17 protein-coding genes are annotated in these 18,228 nt (G+C 62.5%); 11 read left to right on the top strand and 6 right to left on the bottom strand.

Going from position 1 to position 18,228, the window contains the following annotated elements; genetic code table 11:
* Positions 1-270 precede the first annotated feature (270 nt).
* From ACTHNE_RS04120 to ACTHNE_RS04105, 4 genes are all read left to right on the top strand, one after another.
* A complete protein-coding gene (locus ACTHNE_RS04120) occupies positions 271-2,412 on the top strand; it encodes a hybrid sensor histidine kinase/response regulator (RefSeq protein WP_440268617.1) in 2,142 nt (713 codons plus the stop codon).
* Positions 2,409-2,798, top strand: coding sequence for a response regulator (locus ACTHNE_RS04115; protein ID WP_324937936.1), 390 nt, complete (start codon positions 2,409-2,411; stop codon positions 2,796-2,798). The genes ACTHNE_RS04120 and ACTHNE_RS04115 overlap by 4 nt, the downstream gene beginning before the upstream one ends.
* Positions 2,795-4,465 (top strand): putative bifunctional diguanylate cyclase/phosphodiesterase, encoded by a 1,671-nt coding sequence (locus ACTHNE_RS04110; RefSeq protein WP_440268616.1) that lies wholly within the window; start codon positions 2,795-2,797, stop codon positions 4,463-4,465. Before ACTHNE_RS04115 ends, ACTHNE_RS04110 begins: the two co-directional genes overlap by 4 nt.
* A gap of 298 nt (positions 4,466-4,763) precedes the next feature.
* On the top strand, positions 4,764-7,211 hold the full coding sequence (locus tag ACTHNE_RS04105) for a GH92 family glycosyl hydrolase (RefSeq protein WP_324947547.1): 2,448 nt from the start codon (positions 4,764-4,766) through the stop codon (positions 7,209-7,211).
* Between the two features lie 447 nt (positions 7,212-7,658).
* Here ACTHNE_RS04105 and idi read toward each other — a convergent pair whose 3' ends face one another.
* The 3 genes from idi to ACTHNE_RS04090 all read right to left on the bottom strand — a co-directional run bounded on the left by idi (position 7,659) and on the right by ACTHNE_RS04090 (position 9,432).
* Positions 7,659-8,183 (bottom strand): isopentenyl-diphosphate Delta-isomerase, encoded by a 525-nt coding sequence (gene idi / locus ACTHNE_RS04100; protein ID WP_324947549.1) that lies wholly within the window; start codon positions 8,181-8,183, stop codon positions 7,659-7,661.
* A gap of 34 nt (positions 8,184-8,217) precedes the next feature.
* Positions 8,218-8,781, bottom strand: a complete 564-nt coding sequence (locus ACTHNE_RS04095) for an NUDIX hydrolase (protein ID WP_440268615.1) — start codon at positions 8,779-8,781, stop codon at positions 8,218-8,220.
* Positions 8,782-9,213: 432 nt separating this feature from the next.
* On the bottom strand, positions 9,214-9,432 hold the full coding sequence (locus ACTHNE_RS04090; protein WP_324947553.1) for a hypothetical protein: 219 nt from the start codon (positions 9,430-9,432) through the stop codon (positions 9,214-9,216).
* 146 nt (positions 9,433-9,578) lie between these two features.
* Here ACTHNE_RS04090 and ACTHNE_RS04085 point away from each other — a divergent pair, with 146 nt between their 5' ends.
* The 5 genes from ACTHNE_RS04085 (at position 9,579) to ACTHNE_RS04065 (ending at position 12,996) form a co-directional block, all read left to right on the top strand.
* Positions 9,579-9,806 carry a winged helix-turn-helix domain-containing protein gene (locus ACTHNE_RS04085; RefSeq protein ID WP_440268614.1) on the top strand — a complete coding sequence of 76 codons (228 nt, stop codon included), beginning with the start codon at positions 9,579-9,581 and terminating at the stop codon, positions 9,804-9,806.
* A 39-nt stretch (positions 9,807-9,845) separates the two neighbouring features.
* On the top strand, positions 9,846-11,432 hold the full coding sequence (locus ACTHNE_RS04080; RefSeq protein WP_440268613.1) for an FAD-dependent oxidoreductase: 1,587 nt from the start codon (positions 9,846-9,848) through the stop codon (positions 11,430-11,432).
* Entirely contained in the window at positions 11,422-11,967 is a 546-nt protein-coding gene (locus tag ACTHNE_RS04075; RefSeq protein ID WP_324947556.1) for a hypothetical protein, read from the top strand. The genes ACTHNE_RS04080 and ACTHNE_RS04075 overlap by 11 nt, the downstream gene beginning before the upstream one ends.
* 105 nt (positions 11,968-12,072) lie before the next feature.
* Positions 12,073-12,435, top strand: a complete 363-nt coding sequence (locus ACTHNE_RS04070) for a hypothetical protein (protein WP_324947558.1) — start codon at positions 12,073-12,075, stop codon at positions 12,433-12,435.
* A 198-nt stretch (positions 12,436-12,633) separates the two neighbouring features.
* Positions 12,634-12,996, top strand: coding sequence for a hypothetical protein (locus tag ACTHNE_RS04065; protein ID WP_440268612.1), 363 nt, complete (start codon positions 12,634-12,636; stop codon positions 12,994-12,996).
* A gap of 6 nt (positions 12,997-13,002) precedes the next feature.
* On the opposite strand, the gene bla is transcribed toward ACTHNE_RS04065, so the two are convergent.
* Complete coding sequence (gene bla / locus ACTHNE_RS04060) at positions 13,003-13,869, bottom strand: class A beta-lactamase (protein ID WP_324947562.1); 867 nt, start codon at positions 13,867-13,869, stop codon at positions 13,003-13,005.
* Positions 13,870-14,047: 178 nt separating this feature from the next.
* Here bla and ACTHNE_RS04055 point away from each other — a divergent pair, with 178 nt between their 5' ends.
* A complete protein-coding gene (locus ACTHNE_RS04055) occupies positions 14,048-14,872 on the top strand; it encodes a hypothetical protein (protein WP_440268611.1) in 825 nt (274 codons plus the stop codon).
* 145 nt (positions 14,873-15,017) lie between these two features.
* On the opposite strand, the gene ACTHNE_RS04050 is transcribed toward ACTHNE_RS04055, so the two are convergent.
* Positions 15,018-15,554, bottom strand: coding sequence for a Dps family protein (locus ACTHNE_RS04050; protein WP_324943276.1), 537 nt, complete (start codon positions 15,552-15,554; stop codon positions 15,018-15,020).
* Positions 15,555-16,166: 612 nt separating this feature from the next.
* Between ACTHNE_RS04050 and ACTHNE_RS04045 the strand changes: the two genes are divergently transcribed.
* A complete protein-coding gene (locus tag ACTHNE_RS04045) occupies positions 16,167-17,333 on the top strand; it encodes a GGDEF domain-containing protein (RefSeq protein WP_324943279.1) in 1,167 nt (388 codons plus the stop codon).
* Here the strand turns inward: ACTHNE_RS04045 and ACTHNE_RS04040 are convergent.
* Entirely contained in the window at positions 17,322-18,221 is a 900-nt protein-coding gene (locus ACTHNE_RS04040) for a LysR family transcriptional regulator (protein ID WP_324943282.1), read from the bottom strand. The genes ACTHNE_RS04045 and ACTHNE_RS04040 overlap by 12 nt on opposite strands.
* Positions 18,222-18,228 lie beyond the last annotated feature (7 nt).

Genomic DNA, 18,228 nt, shown 5'->3' with positions numbered 1-18,228 from the left:
GCGGCCCTTCGCTCGACGGGACAAGGTCACGTATGGGCGCTTGCATGCTGCATCCGCAAACCATGCGGCCACCTTCGTCCTGCACGTCGTCTTCACGAGCATTTCACGTCGCAAGCAGTGGTATCGGCATCGGTAGCATGCCCATCCAGCCAGCGCGCCGAAGCCCTTTTTTCCGCACGCTTTCATCGCCCGCGACAAGCGATACCATGGGGCTACTGCGCCATCCCGCGCACAGGGAAAACGACATTGCGGGTTACTGGGGGAGCCGTGTTGAAGCGACCTATTCTGGCCGGCAGGATGAGCAGTATCGGGGGAAGTGGGCTGCTCTTCGTCAGCTTGCCTTTGTTCGCAGCGCAATCGGAACCCGCCAGCACCGCTACGGCGGGCCACAGCGACTACCTGATCGGTGGCTTGGTACTGCTGGTGCTGATACTGGCCGCATGGCTGGTGCATCTGCGCTGGCGTTTTCACCGAGTGCAGCAGGAGATGCGCAGCAGCGTGCACCTGCTGGAAGACATCTTCCAGCACTCCAACCTGGCGATGAAGGTAAAGGACACCAACGGGCGCATCCTGCGCATCAACGAAGCCGCCGCCAAACTCATGGGCCGGCCGGCGCAGGAAATACTGGGCCATACCGTCGACGTCGTCGCCACGCCGGAGACCGCTGCCTTGATCCACCAGCATGACCACGAGGTCGTCGAGGGTGGGCGCATCACCGCCTGCGAGGAACAGGTCAATTACCTCGGCGGCTCCTATACCTTGCTGACCACGCGTTTTCCGGTCACCGGCGAACGCGGCACCGTGGCCGGCATTGGCGTGATTTCGATGGATTTCACACAGCGCATGCATATGGAACAAGAGCTGCGCACGGCCAAGGCCCAAGCCGAATCGGCCAACCAGGCCAAGTCGCTGTTCCTGGCCAACATGAGCCATGAGCTGCGCACGCCGCTCAACAGCATCATTGGTCTCAGCGAGCTCACGCTGGAACAGGCCGAGGAGCGCGAGGACAACGAAACGGCCGAGACCATGCAGCGCGTGGTCAACGCCGGGCGCCATCTGCTGTCGCTGATCAACGACATCCTGGATATCTCCCGCATCGAATCGGGCCGCGTGGAGCTGCACACCGAAGTCGTGCATATGCAGTCGCTGCTCGAAAGCGTGATCAACACCATGCAGACGCTGGCGCGGTCAAACGGCAACAAGCTGGTGCTGCAGATCGCGCCCGAGGTGGATCTGGCCTGCATCGACGCGACGCGGCTGCGGCAGGTGCTGCTCAACCTGATCGGCAACGCAATCAAGTTCACGCGTAACGGCGAAGTGAGGGTGGCGGTCTCCGCGCGCGACGATCAATTGCATATCGCCGTATCCGATACCGGCATCGGCATGACCGGCGAGCAGCTGCAACGTATTTTCGAACCGTTCGAACAGGCCGATCGGTCCATTGCGCGGCGCTTCGGCGGCTCCGGCCTGGGGCTTACCATTTCGCGCCAATTGCTTGGCCTGATGCGCGGACGCATCGACGTCAGCAGCGATATCCAGTACGGCAGCGTGTTCACCGTCACCTTGCCGATCGGCGATATCGAAAACGCGGAGATGCGACCCAAGTCGCTGGCGGGCGAGGCGCTGGCCGCACAAGGACGCAATCCGGTGGTGCTGGTGGTGGACGACGATCCCGACGCCTGCAGCCTGGTGCGCAATGCACTGCAACGCGAGGGCATCAACGTGGTCAGCGCAGCATCCGGGCAGGAGGCGCTGGCGCTGACGCGGTCGCTGCGGCCGGCGGTGATGGTGCTGGATATTCTGCTGGGCGACATGACCGGCTGGGATGTGCTCGCCGCCATCCGCGCCGATCCCGACCACGCCGAGCTGCCGGTGATCCTCTGCACGGTGACCGATCCGGATCAGCGCACTGGCGTGCTTGGCGTGGTGGAGCACCTGACCAAGCCGTTCGATCGCGATCACCTGAGCCATCTGGTGCAACGCTTCGTGGGCGCTGCCAGGAGCAGTTCCCTGCTGGTGGTGGACGACGACGATTTCTATCGTGATTCGATCGCCAACGTGCTGCGCCAGGCGGGCCACCAGGTGGATACCGCGCCCAATGGCGAGCAGGCCCTGGACATGATGCGCAGCCATCCACCCGACCTGTTGCTGCTGGACATGGTCATGCCCGGCATGGACGGCCTGGCGGTGATCGAGGCGATGCGCGTCGAACCGACACTCGCACCAGTGCCGATCATGCTGGTGACGGCGGCGGACATCACGCCGGAAATCTCGCGCAGTTTATATGAGCGCGCCGTGCTGCTGGTTCGCAAGGGCGAGTCCGATCTTGCCGATGTCATCCAGCGCGTCCATCAGCTGCTGGACCGCTTGCAGATTCCGACGAACGAGAACGAGGTGAAAGCATCGCCATGACCATCGTGCTCTACGTCGAGGACGAAGAAGACAACGCCTACATGCTCCGACGCCGCCTGCAGCGCCATGGCATCGAAATGCGCCACGTCGAGGACGGCGAGAAGGCGCTTATCGATGCGGTATGGAAACGTCCGGACGCGGTGCTGCTGGATATCAACCTGCCCGGCATGAACGGCCTGGATGTGCTGCAGAAGCTGCGCGCCAATCCGTTGACCAGCGATGTACCGGTGATCGTGCTGTCCGCGCACGTGATGGAGGACGACATACTCGGTGCCATGCAGGCGGGCGCCAATGCGTTCGTGCCCAAGCCGATCGATTTTCCGACCTTGCTCGATACCCTCGATCGCGTGATCAGGCACGACAGCCTGGAGGACAACCCGTCGTGAGCCCGGATGCGCGCGTTCTCATCGTGGACGATGACGAAAGCAGCCGCTTCATGCTGCGCAAGCGGCTCAAGCAATTGGGGTTTCAACACGTCGCCGAGGCGCGCGATGGCGAAGCCGGGTTGGCCGAAGCCTTGCGCCAGCCGCCCGACATCATGCTGCTGGATGTGATGATGCCCGGCACCGACGGCATCAGCGTGTTGCGCACGATGCGCGCGAATGCGCAGCTGCGCGATATCTCCGTGCTCATGATTTCCGCCCATGACACCATGGACGCCGCCGCGCAATGCATCGAGATGGGCGCGGAAGACTACCTGGCCAAGCCAGTCGTGATGCCTTTGCTGCGTGCGCGTATCGCGGCGGTGCTGGAGCGCCGTCGCCTGCGCGCCGTCGAGAATGCCTTCCTGTCCCATTTCGATGCACAGACCGGCCTGCCCAATCGTGCTGCGCTGGTCGAACGCACGGAACGCATGATGGTCACCGGCCGGCCGCTGGCGCTGGTGGCGGTGGCCTGTAACAACCACGCCAACCTCGCGCTCGGCACCGACGAAAGCCAGGCCGCGGGGTTCCTGCGGACGCTCGCCGCGCACATCACCGCGCGCTGGAGCCAGGTGGATACCGTCGCGCGCGTCGCCGAAGACATGCTGGGCTGGCTGGTGCCCGATACCCAGGCCGACCAGCAACTGGTGCTGGACGTGCAGGCCGCGCTTGGCATGACGCCGCAGGTTTCATCGCCGGCGCTCAGTTCGGTGCACGCACTGACCGCCAGCATCGCGATCTGGTCCGCCCAGAGCGCTCCGATCGAGGCGGTGGAACTACTGCGCCTGGCCATGAACGAAGCGGCGCGCATCGATCCGCTGGACGAAGAGCGCGTGGTGCTCGCCGATCCCACGCTGCGCACGCGCACGCGCACGGCCCTGGCCATTCATCAGCAACTGGAAGAAGGCCTTGAGCGCGACGAGCTGGTGCTCTACTTCCAGCCGATTTTCGCGGTCCACGGCGATCCGCGTCCGGTCGGCGCCGAGGCCCTGCTGCGTTGGAACCATCCCGAACGCGGCGTGCTCGCGCCGGGCCAGTTTCTCGATGCGATCGAGCACACGCCGTTGATGAGCCGCATCGACGCATGGGTGATGGAGCAAGCCATCCATAGTCTGGTGACATGGAACGGAAACCTGCCGCCTTACTTCCGCCTGCACGTCAACATCACCGCACGCAGCCTGGCATCGGGCCGGGTGCTGGAAATTCTTGGCGGCGATCTTTCCGACACGGTACGCAGACATCTGGCGGTGGAGCTTACCGAGCGCCTGTACGTGGCGGATATGCCTTCGTGCGTAAGCGCCCTGCAATCCCTGCGCGCGCTCGGCGTGCACGTGGCGCTGGACGACTTCGGCACTGGCTTCTCATCGCTGAGCCACGTCAGCCTGCTGCCTTGCGACACCATGAAAATCGACCGCAGCTTCGTCACCGGCATCGGCATCAATCCGCAAATGCGCCGCCTGCTCGAATCGATGGTGAGCATGGCCCATTCGCTTGGGCTGACGGTGATCGTGGAAGGCGTCGAGCACGACGACGAGCTGGCCGTGCTGCGGGAATTGGGTTGCCCGTTCGTGCAGGGCTACCTGCTTGGGCAGCCGCGGCCGGAGGCGGAGTTTTTGCGGCATATGCGCTGAGGCGGCGTGATCGTCCCCAGCTAACTCGATGGCGCGAAAACCATTCCCTCCCGGCCTGCAGAAAGCTGCATCGCAGCATAAAGCGACAGGAAGAACGCCTACGAATCGTCCGCCGCATCGCCGTCCAAGCAAAATTTGGATCGAGGCAAATTTTTCGTTTACAGTCGGGAAACGGCCGGTGGCCCCGGGGTTGCCGGCTGGACTTAGGTGAGATGCGCGCTCGCGATGGATTTCCCGCAAGTTTTCGCCGGCGCCTGTGCTTTTCATACGACAACGAGAAAATCCGGGGAGTAGCGTCATGGTGTCACGTCGAAGGTTCTTGCAGGGCTTGGGGACGGTGGCTGCGCTGGGTGGGCCGTTGCCGGCGTTGGCGCGGGTCGCCGGCAGCGCGGGTGCGGCTTCCAAGGCCGGCGGTAGCGTGGCGGCAAAGGCGGGGGGCGTATCGAAATATGTGGATGTGTTCGTCGGCACCGGCGGGCATGGGCATACGTACCCGGGCGCGACGCTGCCGTTCGGCATGATGCAGCTGAGCCCCGATACCAACGACACCGGCTGGGATGCGTGTTCGGGTTATCACCAGCACGACGGCTCGATCATGGGCTTTTCGCACACGCACCTGAGCGGCACCGGCGCATCGGACATGCTGGACGTACTGGTGATGCCGGCGCAGGGTGAAGTGCTGCTGCAGCCGGGCGATCGCGGCTTGCCGAACGTGAACTATCGTTCGCGTTTCGATGGTGTAACCCCGTCGGAGCCGCCGCTTACCGAACACAGCAAGGCGCATCCCGGCCGCGGCTACCGTTCGCGCTTTAGCGCTGAGCACGCACGGCCCGGTTATTACAGCGTGCATTTGATCGACCATGACATTCTCGCCGAGCTGACGACCACGCTGCGCGCGGGCATCCATCGTTACACCTTCAAGAACGCCGGCAGCGGGCATCTGCTGATCGATTTCGCGCATGGCTATCACTTCGGCAAAGATCCGTTGAAGCTCAGCGATGTGGAGCTGCGCCTGGTCGGCAACGATACGCTGGTCGGTGGCCGGCGTGCGTATGAATGGGCGCAGGGGCGTTATCTGTATTTCGCGCTGAAAGTATCGCGGCCGTTTTCGAAGGCGACGCTGTATTCCGAAGATGTTGCGGCGCCCAGCGGCAGCAGCGAGCTCAAGGGCACGCATCTGAAGGCTGCGCTGCATATCGACGACATCGCCAAGGAGCCGCTGCTGATAAAGGTGGGCATCTCTGCGGTCGATATCGACGGTGCGCTGCGCAATCTCGATACGGAAATTCCGGGTTGGGATTTCAACGCCGTCCAGCAGGCCGCGGCAGAAACGTGGGAGCGCGAGCTGAGCCGTATCCGCGTGGAGTCATCATCCGAGCGCACGCTGCGCGTGTTCTACAGTTCGCTGTACCACACCATGCTCGCGCCTACCCTATTCAGCGACGTCGATGGCCGTTATCGCGGCATGGACCTGGCCATCCATCACTTGCCGCAAGGACAGAACAACTACAGCACCTATTCGCTGTGGGACACCTATCGCGCGCTGCATCCGCTGCTGACCCTGTATCAACCCGATCGCGTGCCCGACCTGGTCAACGGACTGGTGCGCATGGCGGCGGAAAGTCCGGACGGCCCGCCGGTGTGGCCGCTGCAGGGCGTGGAGACCGGTTGCATGATCGGCTACCACTCCGCGGTGGTGCTGGCCGAAGCACATGCCAAGGGCTTCACCGGCATCGACTACGCGCGCGCGTGGCCGATCTATCGCAAGCGTGCGATGGACGACGATTACCGCGGCCTCACCTACTACCGCAAGCTCGGCTATATCCCCAGCGACAAGGAACCGGAGGCGACCAGCAAGACACTGGAATACGCCTATGACGACTGGGCCGTGTCGCACCTGGCCGATGCCGCGGGCGAAGGGGACCTCGCCGAGGCATTGCGCCATCGCTCGCGCAATTATCGCAACGTGTTCGACACCAAGCTGAGCTTTATCCGTCCGCGCGGCGAGAACGGACAATGGCTGGAGCCATTCGATCCGCGCGGCATGGGCCATTCGCAACAGTGGCGCGATTTCACCGAATCCAACGCATGGCAGGCCACCTTCCTCAACCAGCACGACCTCTACGCGTACATGGGTTTGTTCGGCAGTCCGGAAGCCTTCGAACGCAAGCTGGACGAGCTGTTCACCACCAGCCCCAAGCTGCCTCCCGACGCGCCGCCGGATATCGCCGGCATGGTGGGCCAGTACGCGCACGGCAACGAGCCGAGCCATCACGTGGCGTTTCTCTACGCGTATACCGGCGCGCATTACAAGACGCAGGCACGCGTGCGCATGTTGCTGGAAACGATGTATCCGCCGGAACCCGACGGCCTGGCCGGCAATGAAGACTGCGGCCAGATGAGCGCGTGGTACGTGATGAGCGCGCTGGGCCTGTATGCGGTGGATCCGGTCAGCACCAACTATGTGTTCGGCAGTCCCGTGCTGGATCACGCGGAAATCGCACTGCCCGGCAATCGCAAGCTGGTGATCCGCACCTTCGACAACGGTCCGAAGCGACCGTACATCAAGTCGGTGACGTGGAACGGCGCGCCGTGGACGAAAAGCTGGATCAGCCACGCAGAGCTGGTCGCCGGTGGCGTGCTGGAATTCCATATGGCGGATGCGCCCAACATGCAGTTCGGCGCGAAGCTGGAAGATCGGCCGCCGGCGTTCGGCAAGGCGGCGAGCGATGTGATTGCGTTATAAGGGCAGGACGGTAGTCGTTGGGTTACTCCCTGCTCAAGTCCGGGGTAACCCAACTTGCGAAACCAGCCTGGACGATGACTGCGATTTCCGCCCGATCGCCAAGTATGCCAATGCGCTTTACGGCTTGGACTATTCCACCACTTCGCCAAGCCCTGCCTTGAACAGCGGCGCGGTAGTGGCTTCCACGCTCTGTGTTGCCATATCGACGGTGTGGACACTATGCCACACGCAGTTCGGCGCACACCCCGTCGACGTTGTGGCAGTTGGATCCGAGCGGCGCCTACCGTCCGCACTGCAGAAAGGCTTGACCCTGCGCGCTACGGTGTCCAACGTGTTCAACAAGCATACGGTGAAGGAGCAGCAGCTTGGCAGATGCAGAAAGCCGCCGTCTCAGCGGCCATTGTTCTGAAAGTGACGCTCCGGTGAATGCTTGTAGAAGATGTCGGATCAATCATGCATGACAAGCTGCGCCATCACGGATGGAAGAACGAGCTGAAACCATGGCGTAAAAGATGCTGGCGCCTGTGCGATGCGCTGCTGGATCACATCCAGGGAAAGATAAGCGTAACCATCGGCTTCGTCCGAATTAAGCCTCGGAAAATCATCTGTACGCCCAAAGAAAATGTGGCCATATTCGTTCTCTATCAAGCCACCGGGCAAATCGGCGCGATAGCTGAATTCAAGGCTTTTTCGCAATGGGCAGCTGAGCCCCATTTCCTCGTTCAATCGCCGCTGCGCAGCTTCACGGGCTTGCTCGCCCGGCAAAGGGTGACCGCAGCAAGTGTTGGTCCATAAGCCACCGCAGTGGTACTTGCTCGCGGCTCGTCGCTGCAACAGCAACTCGTTGCGCGAGTTGAACACGTAGACTGAAATGGCTCGGTGCAGCAGTCCTTGCTCATGCGCCTTGAGCTTTTCCATGGTGCCGGTAGGTCTGTCTTGCTGATCCACTAAAATGACTTTGATCTCCGACATGTCGCCTCCGTTCGTCGCGAATCATCGATCCGCCCTATCGAGTCCAGCCAATCATTCCAAGCTTCATCAGCGCATGGAACACACAGGTGAGGTGTCCATTATTCAGAAGACTTCCAGAAGCGAGCAGGGATTTCACTTGCCCAAGTGATAACAGCACAATCTCTATCCTTTCGTCTTCGTCAAACTTCGGGGCAGCTGAGCGCCGACCGCCGGTGGCCAGAAAGCAGTGCAGCTGATTCGAATGGGTTGCCGGGTTGGGCGAAATGCAAGCCAGTAATGAAAATCTTTCAAACGTATATCCTGTTTCCTCGCACAGCTCGCGACTTATCGCCGCTTCGACATCCTTGTCCTCCGGCTTCTTCCAACCCCCTGGTATCTCCAGAGTTTCCTTGTGCAAACCGTGTCGGTATTGGCGAACAAAGATGACATCGCTGTTTTCAGTGAGCGCAAACGCACTTACCCAGTCAGGATATTCCAGCACGCATGCCGAGTGTCCCGCAGAGCCGCCGCTGACCCTGAGCAGATCCTTGCGAACCACCATATCTGTTTCGCGCAGCACGTACTCCGACTTAATCATTTCCCAAGAAAAGATATTCATCTTCGATCCCTGCTTGCCTTCCTTGTACGACAAAGATCACAAGTGCTTGCCGCCCATGCGGTTGAAAGCAAATCTAAGTAGGCCGATATAAAAACCGGATGAAAACAAAGTTTTGATCTACGCAGGCTACCTGTCCCGCTTTCGATATGTGAGACAGCTCAAAAAAAGCACGCCATGGCAACGCGCTGCTTGCCGTGGTCACGGCAGTTTCGTGCCCTCGAACAACGTACCGACGACCGACGCAAGGCAGCAAGTAACCGTCGACAACAACCGCGTCCTGTACCTGCTCGGCGACTTCCTGGTCCAGCGGCGGAAGGCGCGTGAGGTTCGCCAGATCCGCATAGCCAATGCGTCATGGCCTTTGTGGAATATCCATCACACGGTAGATCGCCCGAACAGCCTGGGCGGACGCGCTCGCGTTAGCATTGGACCTTAGATGTAGCGCAAGGTGGACGCATTGACGTTGGCCAAGGGCGCATCCAGGGCCGCAGCCGCGAAGCGGTTCCCGCGGTCAAGCCCGGCCAGCCCACCTGATGCTTCCGGATGCGATGGCCTGGACATCTGCCGCGAACTGCACAGCTTCAGTAGCGTGCCGATCATCAGCTTACCGCGCGCGTGGAAGAGATCGATCGCCTGCTGGGCCTGGACCACGCGCAGAGGGTGACATCTGCAGGCCCTTCAGTCCGCGCGAAGTGATGGCGCGCGTCAAGGCCATCCTTCTGCGCGCGCGGTAACACCGGACAAAGCAGTCACGCCGCTCTGCGTATCTACAGAGCTACGCACAGTGTTCCCATGGCGTGCAACTGGAGCTGACGCCGGTGGAATTTCGCCTGCTGAAAGCGCTGGCGGCCAATGCGGGGCACATGTTCTCGCGCGATCAACTACTGGATTATCTCGATCTGGACCACTGTGTGTCACCGGCCGTACCTCGACAGCCACGTCCGGAACCCGCATCGCAAACTGGAACAGGCCGCGACAAGGCAGGATCCGATTCGCTCGATCTATGGAGTAGGCTACAAGCTTGAAATAGAGTGACGACACGGACGATCCCGCGAGGTATTCCCATGCGCAGCGATGTTCTGATCATTGGGGCAGGTCCTACCGGCCTGGTGCTCGCGTTGTGGCTGGCCAAGCTAGGCGTAAACGTCCATATCGTCGACAAGACGTCCGCACCCGGCACCACCTCCCGCGCATTGGCGGTACAGGCGCGCACGCTGGAGCTTTACCGGCAGCTCGATCTGACCGACACGGTGGTCACATACGGCCATAAGGTGCCCGCGGTGAATCTGTGGGTGAAGGGTGAAAAGAAGGCGCAGGTGCAGTTCAGATCGATCGGTTCGGATCTCACGCCGTTTCCGTTCCTGCATATTTTTCCGCAGGACCAGCACGAGCGATTGCTGATCGAACGGCTCGAAAAACTCGGCGTGTCGGTGCAACGGCAGACCCAATTGCTGGGCTTCACCGACGAAGGCGATCATGTGGTGGCACGCCTGCGTGGGGCCGACGGCGTCGAGCACGATTGGCAAGCGCAGTATCTTGCCGGCTGCGACGGCGCACGCTCGCTGGTGCGCGAAACCATCGGCACCGGTTTTCCGGGCGGCACCTACAAGCAGGTGTTCTATGTGGCCGACGTGGCCGCGTCCGGCCCATCGCTGGATGGGCAACTGCACATCGACCTGGACGAAGCGGATTTCCTCGCCGTATTCCCGCTCGCCGGCGAAGGGCGCGCGCGCCTGATCGGCACCGTGCGCGACGAACGCGCGGAACATGCCGAAACGCTGCGTTTCGAGGACGTGAGCGAACGCGCCATCACGCATCTGAAAGTCGACGTGAAACAGGTGCATTGGTTTTCCACCTACCGCGTGCATCACCGGGTCACCGGGCATTTCCGCAACGGACGGGTGTTCGTGCTGGGTGATGCGGCGCACATCCATAGTCCCGCCGGCGGCCAGGGCATGAACACCGGCATCGGCGATGCGATCAACCTGGCGTGGAAACTTGCCACCGTGCTCGATGGACGCGCACCCGACCGCCTGCTCGACAGCTACGAAGCCGAACGCATCGGTTTTGCGCAGCGACTGGTCGCCACCACCGATCGCGTGTTCACCCTGGCCACCGCCGAAGGCCGCGTGGCCGACCTGGTACGCACACGGCTGGTGCCGACGCTGATGCCGGCGATCCTGCACTTCGAAAGCGCACGCGAATTCCTGTTCCGCACCGTCTCGCAGATCACCTTGAGCTATCGTGGCGGCCCGTTGAGCGAAGGCGCGGCCGGCGACGTGCACGGCGGAGATCGCCTGCCGTGGGTCGCGGTGAACGGCAGCGATAATTTTTTGAGCCTCAACAGCATGGCGTGGCAGGTGCACGTATACGGCAATGCGAGCGACGCGTTGCGCGAGTGGTGCACGCAGCACAGCATGCCGCTGGAGGTTTTCGATTGGCATCCACAGCATGAAGCGGCAGGCCTTGCGCGCAATGCGCTTTACCTGATCCGTCCGGATACCTACGTCGCATTGGCGGACAGCGCGGGAAAGCCGGAGGCCCTAGACATCTATTTGACCTCCAAAGGCATTAAGCTCCCTACGTCACGCGCAATGTCTTCGGCATCCTTCGACAATGGAGCGCGTACAGGGGCAGCCCATGAATCCTGAAGAATCCATGCGCACCAAGCGGTCCGCATCGGCCCAGAGCGAGGCCGTGGGCGCTTATACCAAGGTCGCAGGCATCGTGGCCGCCATCGCCGGCTGGGCGATCGGCATGTACGCCGGCTTCAACCTGCTGGTGCCGCTGGTCGCCACCGCGATCATCTGGCTGGTGGTGCACAAGATGCTCGGCAAAGCGAAACAAGCCATCGTCGCGCCGTTCTGCGTGCAGGCCGGCCATCTGGTGTGGTTCGTCGCACTGACCGCGATGAGCCGGGAGATGATCAATCCCAACCTGATCGACATTGCCTGGTTGACGATCGGCCTGAGCTGGCTGTGGTTGAAACCGGGCAAGCTGGCGCTGTGCATCCTTGCCGTGTATCAGCTGCTCGCGCTGCCATATGACCTGCTGCAGTTTTCGCAGGCGGAGTTCGGCGGCGCGGCAAACAAGACGCTGCTGGTGCACGTGGTCTGGCGGATGCTGGCGTTGTTCTACATGGGCCGCCTGTATTACCGCATGGGCAAGCCGAAGGCCGAATCGTAGCTTGCAACCCTTTTTCGAACTGCCGCATCTCTCCTGTGTTGAACCTGCACTGGCCGCACGTTTCGCGCGCGGCCTAGGCTTCGTCTACCCATCGGAGAGATCATCATGCGCTACGCACTATGCGTCGTGGCCGGCTTGCTTGCGTCCTGCTCCGCCCACGTACCCACGCAGCACTATGTGGATTTCATTAATGACAGCCAGGGTTCGGTAGTGTCGCTGAGCCTGGCGGCACCGGGTAGCGAGAGCTGGAAGCCGGTGCAGCTGAGTGACGGTTTCAATCCTGCCGATCTTGGCGGCGGCTATCCCGGCAACACCTTGGTCGCCCTCCCGGCAGAACAGGGATGCACGTACGACGTGCTGGTCACATTCCGGCGCACGAAGCCGCTGCGGCTCAATGCAGTGAACGTCTGCAACGAACGATTGCACATCGGAAAGGCGTGGCGGCAAGCGCACCTGCGCAATGGCTGAGCAGGCACCACGTCGCCGCATGTAGGCTGGGATGCAATCCCAGCATTTCCATCCATACATGCCGATGCTGGGATTTTCATCCCAGCCTACGACGCTGCAACCGTTTTTTTCCTATCGCCGCATCTCTTCTGATGTTGCACACGCACTGGCTGCACGTTCGCCCACAGCCGGATGGGTTTACCCAACGGAGAGATCATCATGCGCTACGCACTATGCGTCGTGGCGGGGTTGCTTGCGTCCTGTTCCCATGTATCGACGCGGCACTACGTGGATGTCGTCAACGACAGTTCGGATTCGGTGATTGCGCTGAGTGGGGAGGCGCCAGGCAGCGAGACCTGGAAGCCGCTGCAACTCGATGGCACGTTCAACGGCGCCTGTCTGGAAGGCGGCTACATCGGCGAGGCCATGGTCGCCCTGCCGAACGGGCAGGGCTGCATGGTCGACCTGTTGGTCGAATTCGTGCATCGGCGCGCCTTGCTGATCAGCGCGGTGAACGTCTGCAAACGCAATCGCCTGTACCTCGGCCGCGCGTGGCAGCAGGCGATGCTCCATGTAACGTAAGGACCGTTACATCGCGCCGACGATGCGCCCTGCCGCCGCCAACACGATGGCGCGCGCATCGGCATCCCTCGCCGGGTTTTCGTAATACACCGCCACCAGCAACGGTTTGCGGCCGGGCGGCCAGATGATGGCGACGTCGTTGGTCTGGGTGTCGTAGCGGCCGGTCTTGTCACCGACTCGCCAGTCAGCGGGCAAGCCTGCGCGCAGCAGGTTCTTGCCGGTGACAGTGCCGAGCATCCAGGTGGTCAGGCGCTTGCGCGAGGGTTCGGAAAGCACGTCGCTTAGCATCAGTTTGCGCAGGTTCGCGAGCATCGCGTCGGGTGTGGTGGTATCGCTGACGCGGTCGGGGCTGGGAACATTGAGCGCGGGCTCGATGTGATCCAGGCGCGTGATGGGATCGCCCAGCTGCCGCGCGAAATCGGTCACCACCGAAGGCCCGCCCAGATGCGCCAGCAACACGTTCGCGGCGGTGTTGTCGCTCAGCGATACCGCCGCTTCGCACAGTTCGGCCAGCGTCATGCCAGGCGGGCCAACGTGCTGGCTGGCGATGGGCGCGTAGTCCAGCAATGCCTCCTTGCCGAACACCAGGCGGCGATCCAGCTGCTCCTTGCCGCGATCGACGCGCCACAGCACCGCCGCCGCCAGCAGCATCTTGAAGGTGCTGCACATCTGAAAGCGCTCGTCCGCGCGATGGCCTCCGTGCTGGCCGCTGCCGGTGTCCAGCATCGCTACGCCCAGGCGTCCGCCGTATTGCCGCTCCAGCGCCGCCCATGGCGCATGGCCATCCTTGGTTTCCGCCAGCGACAGCGACGGGCGCAGCGCCAGCGCGACGGCGCCCGCGGCGATGCCTTTGAGCAGGTTGCGACGATCCATGCATTGACCTCCGGTCTGTGTGGGGCGCTTATGCTAGTGGCATTGCGAGTCGCCCGGCAGTCGAAGGTGTGGCGAAATCGGGGCGCGCATTGGCTCGGCGCAAGCTCGCGCGATTGGCTCTTGCTTCGGCGCCACCCTCCGCTTGAATGAACACATCCGTGGCTGCGGGAAAGTTTGCATGCGCGTCGCCGATGTCGGTCGTGTGGTATTCGCCCTGGCGTTTGTCGCGCTGGGGCTGCTCAGCGTGGTCTCGCAGGACTTCGCCTCGGTATGGCAGCCGGTGCCGGAGGGCTTGCCCGGACGGCCATTCCTTGCACTGATATCCGGCGCGGTGATGGCTGTCGGCGGCGTGGGATTGCTGCGGCGGCGCATGCTGGTGCCGGCTGCATTCGTGATGATGCTATATACCCTGCTGTGGCTGCTGGCGCTGCACGTGCCCCGCGTAATCCTGGCGCCCTTGCATGAAGTGACCTGGGGCGGCTGCGCGGAAATCGTCACGCTGGTGGCGGCGAACATCGTGCTGTACGCCTGCGCCGCTACACCGGATGACAAACCCTATATCGCGGCGCTATGCGGCACGCCTGCCCTGTGCGTGGCGCGCATCGCCTTCGCCGTGGCGGTACCGCTGATCGGTTTGGAACACCTGGTCTACGCCAAGGAAACCGCAGCGATGGTGCCCGGCTGGCTACCTTATCGCATGGGTTGGGCGTATTTCACCGGCATTGCGCATATCGCGGCAGGCCTGGCCATCGCGCTGAACATGCTGCCGCGGCTAGCCGCCACCTTGGAAGCATGGATGATGGGCGGCTTCACCGTGCTGGTGTGGATTCCGATGGTGATGGCTACGCCATTGCAGCGGTTTGCCTGGACCGGGTTGCTGATTTCCACGGTGCTTACCGCGGCGGGATGGATTGTCGCGGCGTCGTATGCGGAGGTGCCGTGGTTTTCTTTCAGGCGCCGAATCTCAGCTACGCGAGTGACGGCTCCCTCCCCTGCGAAGTAGGGGAGGGCTGGGGTGGGGTTGTCCGAGCTTGCCGCATCGTTGCAATGAATCGCGAGGTTGCTTCACCCCACCCTAACCCTCCCCTGCAAGCAGGGGAGGGAACACACTTCAGGCAACTACGCTTTACTCGCTAAAGGCCTGTCGCTCACACCGTCCGCCCCGCCTCGAACAAGAACCACACCCGCCGCTCCGCCTCGTCGATCCAGTTCTCCAGCAGGCTCGCCGTGGCCACGTCGTTGTATTCATCGCACAACTCATGCGTCTTGCGCATGAAGTCGGCCACGCGCGCATTGTCTTCGCGCAGTTCCGCCAGCATGTCCTGCGGCGTGACGAAGTCCGCGTCGTTGTCGGACAGGCGCTGATGGCGCGCGATATCGCCGATGGAACGCAGGGTGACGCCGCCAAGCTTGCGCACGCGTTCGGCGATGGGGTCGGTGGTGGCGTAGATCTCGTCGGATTGCTCGTCCAGCAGCAGGTGGTAGTCGCGGAAGTGCGGGCCGCTCATGTGCCAGTGGAAATTCTTGGTCTTCAGGTAAAGCGCGAACACGTCGGCGAGCAGTGCGTTGAGCTCGGCGGAGATGTCGCGACGCGCGTTTTCGCCCAGCGCGCTGGGCGTCTTCAGCGGGCTTTTGCGCAACTGCTTGGCTTTGTCGACCTTATCGGCCTTGTTTGCTTTGGGCATGGCGGTTTTCTCTCCTGGCAGGGGTGGGGTTGTACAAGAGATCGGCGGGACGCTGACCATAGGTCAGTCAAGGCCATGCAGGCAACCGCTCGAATGGGGTAATGCGCACCTGGCCGGTATCACGCGCACGAACTGACCTATTTCGTCGGCATGCCGAACGTGGTTCGCGCGGAGTGACCATCCATGGCGACGCCAGCTTCGTGCAAGCTCGCTGCGTGATACGTCGTTGCATCTGCGTGTCCGCTTGCCGGCGCGCTTTTCCCCGCGATATCCCGCGGCAAATTTCGATCTAAATCGGACGTCCGGTCGGCCTTCACAAAGCTAAACATGGCGCACGCGCCGTGTCTGTTTTACGCAAACGTTCGTGCACGCCCTGTGGCATGGTCTTTGCCTTGCCTCACGGACAGGCAAGCGCAAATGTCCTCGTACGGCATTCGCGGCCACGCCGACGATGCATATAACCGCGCCGCGGAAAGGGGGAACACAGCCATGTTGACGATATCGCCTGTCGATGTGCGGTAACACTGTCCGTGTCGAGGCATCGACGAGCGAGTCGATGTCATCGTGCGCAAGGAGAGCCAACGATCGAAGCGGGCCGTAGGAGACCTCCCGATGCATTTGAACATCGAGACATTGGCGCTGCTCAACGGCGGCCAGGCATTGGTGCTGGCGCTCATGCTGTGGTTCGGCACGCGCGACGGCAGCAACCGCGCGGTGAAAGGATTGCGCCTGCGCGCGGGCGCGTTGTTGCTGGAAGCCGGCGGCGATTTCATCCTGGCCTTCGATTTCAAGCTTTCGCAAACCTCGGTGCTGCTGATGGGCAACACCCTGAACCTTGCCGCGCAGGCGCTGACCATCGTGGCGTTGCGCATGGTGCTTGGGCGTAACCTGCGCTGGCGCGAAGCCATCGCGCTTGGCGTGACCGGCTGGCTGGGCGTGACCTACCTGGGCGCGGTGCATCCGGATTACCTGATGCGCGTGCTCTGGGGTTCGGCCATTCTCACCTGCAATTCGCTGCTCAACCTGTCCGCCCTGTGGGGCGGTTGCCGCGAACAGGACACGCGCGCGCAATGCCTGCTGTTCTGGACGTATGTGCTGGCGATCGCGCTGCTGGTGTGGCGCAACCTGTCGCTGTGGATGCTGGCTACGCCGCCGCAGGGCATCGGCGTGCCGACGCCGGTGAATATCGCCTACGTATTGCTGTTCGGCTTGCAGCCGCTGCTGGCGAGCGTGGGTTTTCTGTTGCTCTACAACGAAATCCTGCAACGCGATCTGTACGATCTTGCGCGCATCGATCCGCTCACTGGTGTGATCAACCGTCTGGGTTTGCTGGAAGCGTCCGACGTCTTGCTAACGAAGGCGCGTGCCAGGCGTGAATCAATCGGCGTGCTGCTGATCGACGCGGACCATTTCAAGAGCATCAACGATCGCTTCGGCCACGATGATGGCGATCGCGTGTTGCTGGAGCTGGTCGCCAGCATCCGCCGCATGCTGCGCGCGAATGACCTGGTCGGACGCGTGGGTGGCGAGGAGTTCCTGGTGCTGTCGCCCTCGGTGAAAGAAGGCGACCTGCTGGCGCTGGCCGAACGTATCCGCACCGCGGTGGAGCACACGCCGTTCCACATCAACGGACAGTCGTACGCGCTCACCGTTTCCATCGGCGCCGCCATCGCCAGCAGCAGCGAGCAGGACATGATGGCCGCACGACGCCGCGCGGACGCCGCGCTGTACGAGGCCAAGCGGGCGGGACGCAACTGCGTGAGGATTTCAGCGGCGTGACGCGCGCCGCAGCGTGGCGACCGTCTTCGCCGACGCGTGTGGCGGCAACTCGGCCATATCGAGCACCAACCGGCCGAATTCACGCGCGGCCGGCGTGTGTCCACCGTCGCCGCAGATCAATGAAAAGCCCACGTTCGGCAACGACGGCAAGCCATAGTCGCCACCGATGATTTTCATGCCCGGTTCCAGTTCATCGCGCGTCAGCACGGTGGCGGCGAGCCCTGCCAGCACGGCCGCGCGAATGCCCAGCCAGCCGGGCGAACTGAAGATGATGTGCCAATCGATAGTGGTATCGCTGAGCGCCCTCACCGCCATGTCGCGATAGATGCAGGTGGGCGGCATGAAGGCCAGCGGCAGCGATGCACCGGGCATGCGGAACGTATCGGCCGCCGCCCACACCAGCCGGGAACGGCGCAGCAGTGCTTCGTCGTCGTGTTTCTGCTCGGAGATCACCACGGCCAGATCAAGATCGCCGCTGTCGACCATCGCGCGCAGGTCGAGGATGCTGGTGACGCTTACGTCGAGCCGCACCGCCGGATAGCTGCGCGCGAAGCGGCACAGCAACGATGGCAGGCGTTCGCCCATGAAGGTTTCCGGCACGCCGAAACGCACCACACCCGCGACGGGCGAAGGCAGGAAACGCCGCGACAGCGCATCGAAGCCCTGCAGGATCTGCTGCGCGTAACGCAGGAAATCCTCGCCGTCCTCGGTGAGCGTGAAACGGCGCGTGGTGCGATGAAGCAGCGGCCGTCCCACTTGTTCTTCCAGCCGCCGGATCTGATGGCTGACGGCGGATTGGGTGAGATGCAGCCGTTCGGCGGCACGCGTGAAGCCGCCCGCTTCCTTGACGGTGACGAAGGCGCGAAGAAGTGCTGGATCGAAGTGCATGGCGCCG

The organism is Dyella sp. (genome assembly GCF_051954575.1).
Taxonomy (GTDB): Bacteria; Pseudomonadota; Gammaproteobacteria; order Xanthomonadales; family Rhodanobacteraceae; genus Dyella_B.
This window is presented reverse-complemented; position numbering and strand designations above follow the sequence as displayed.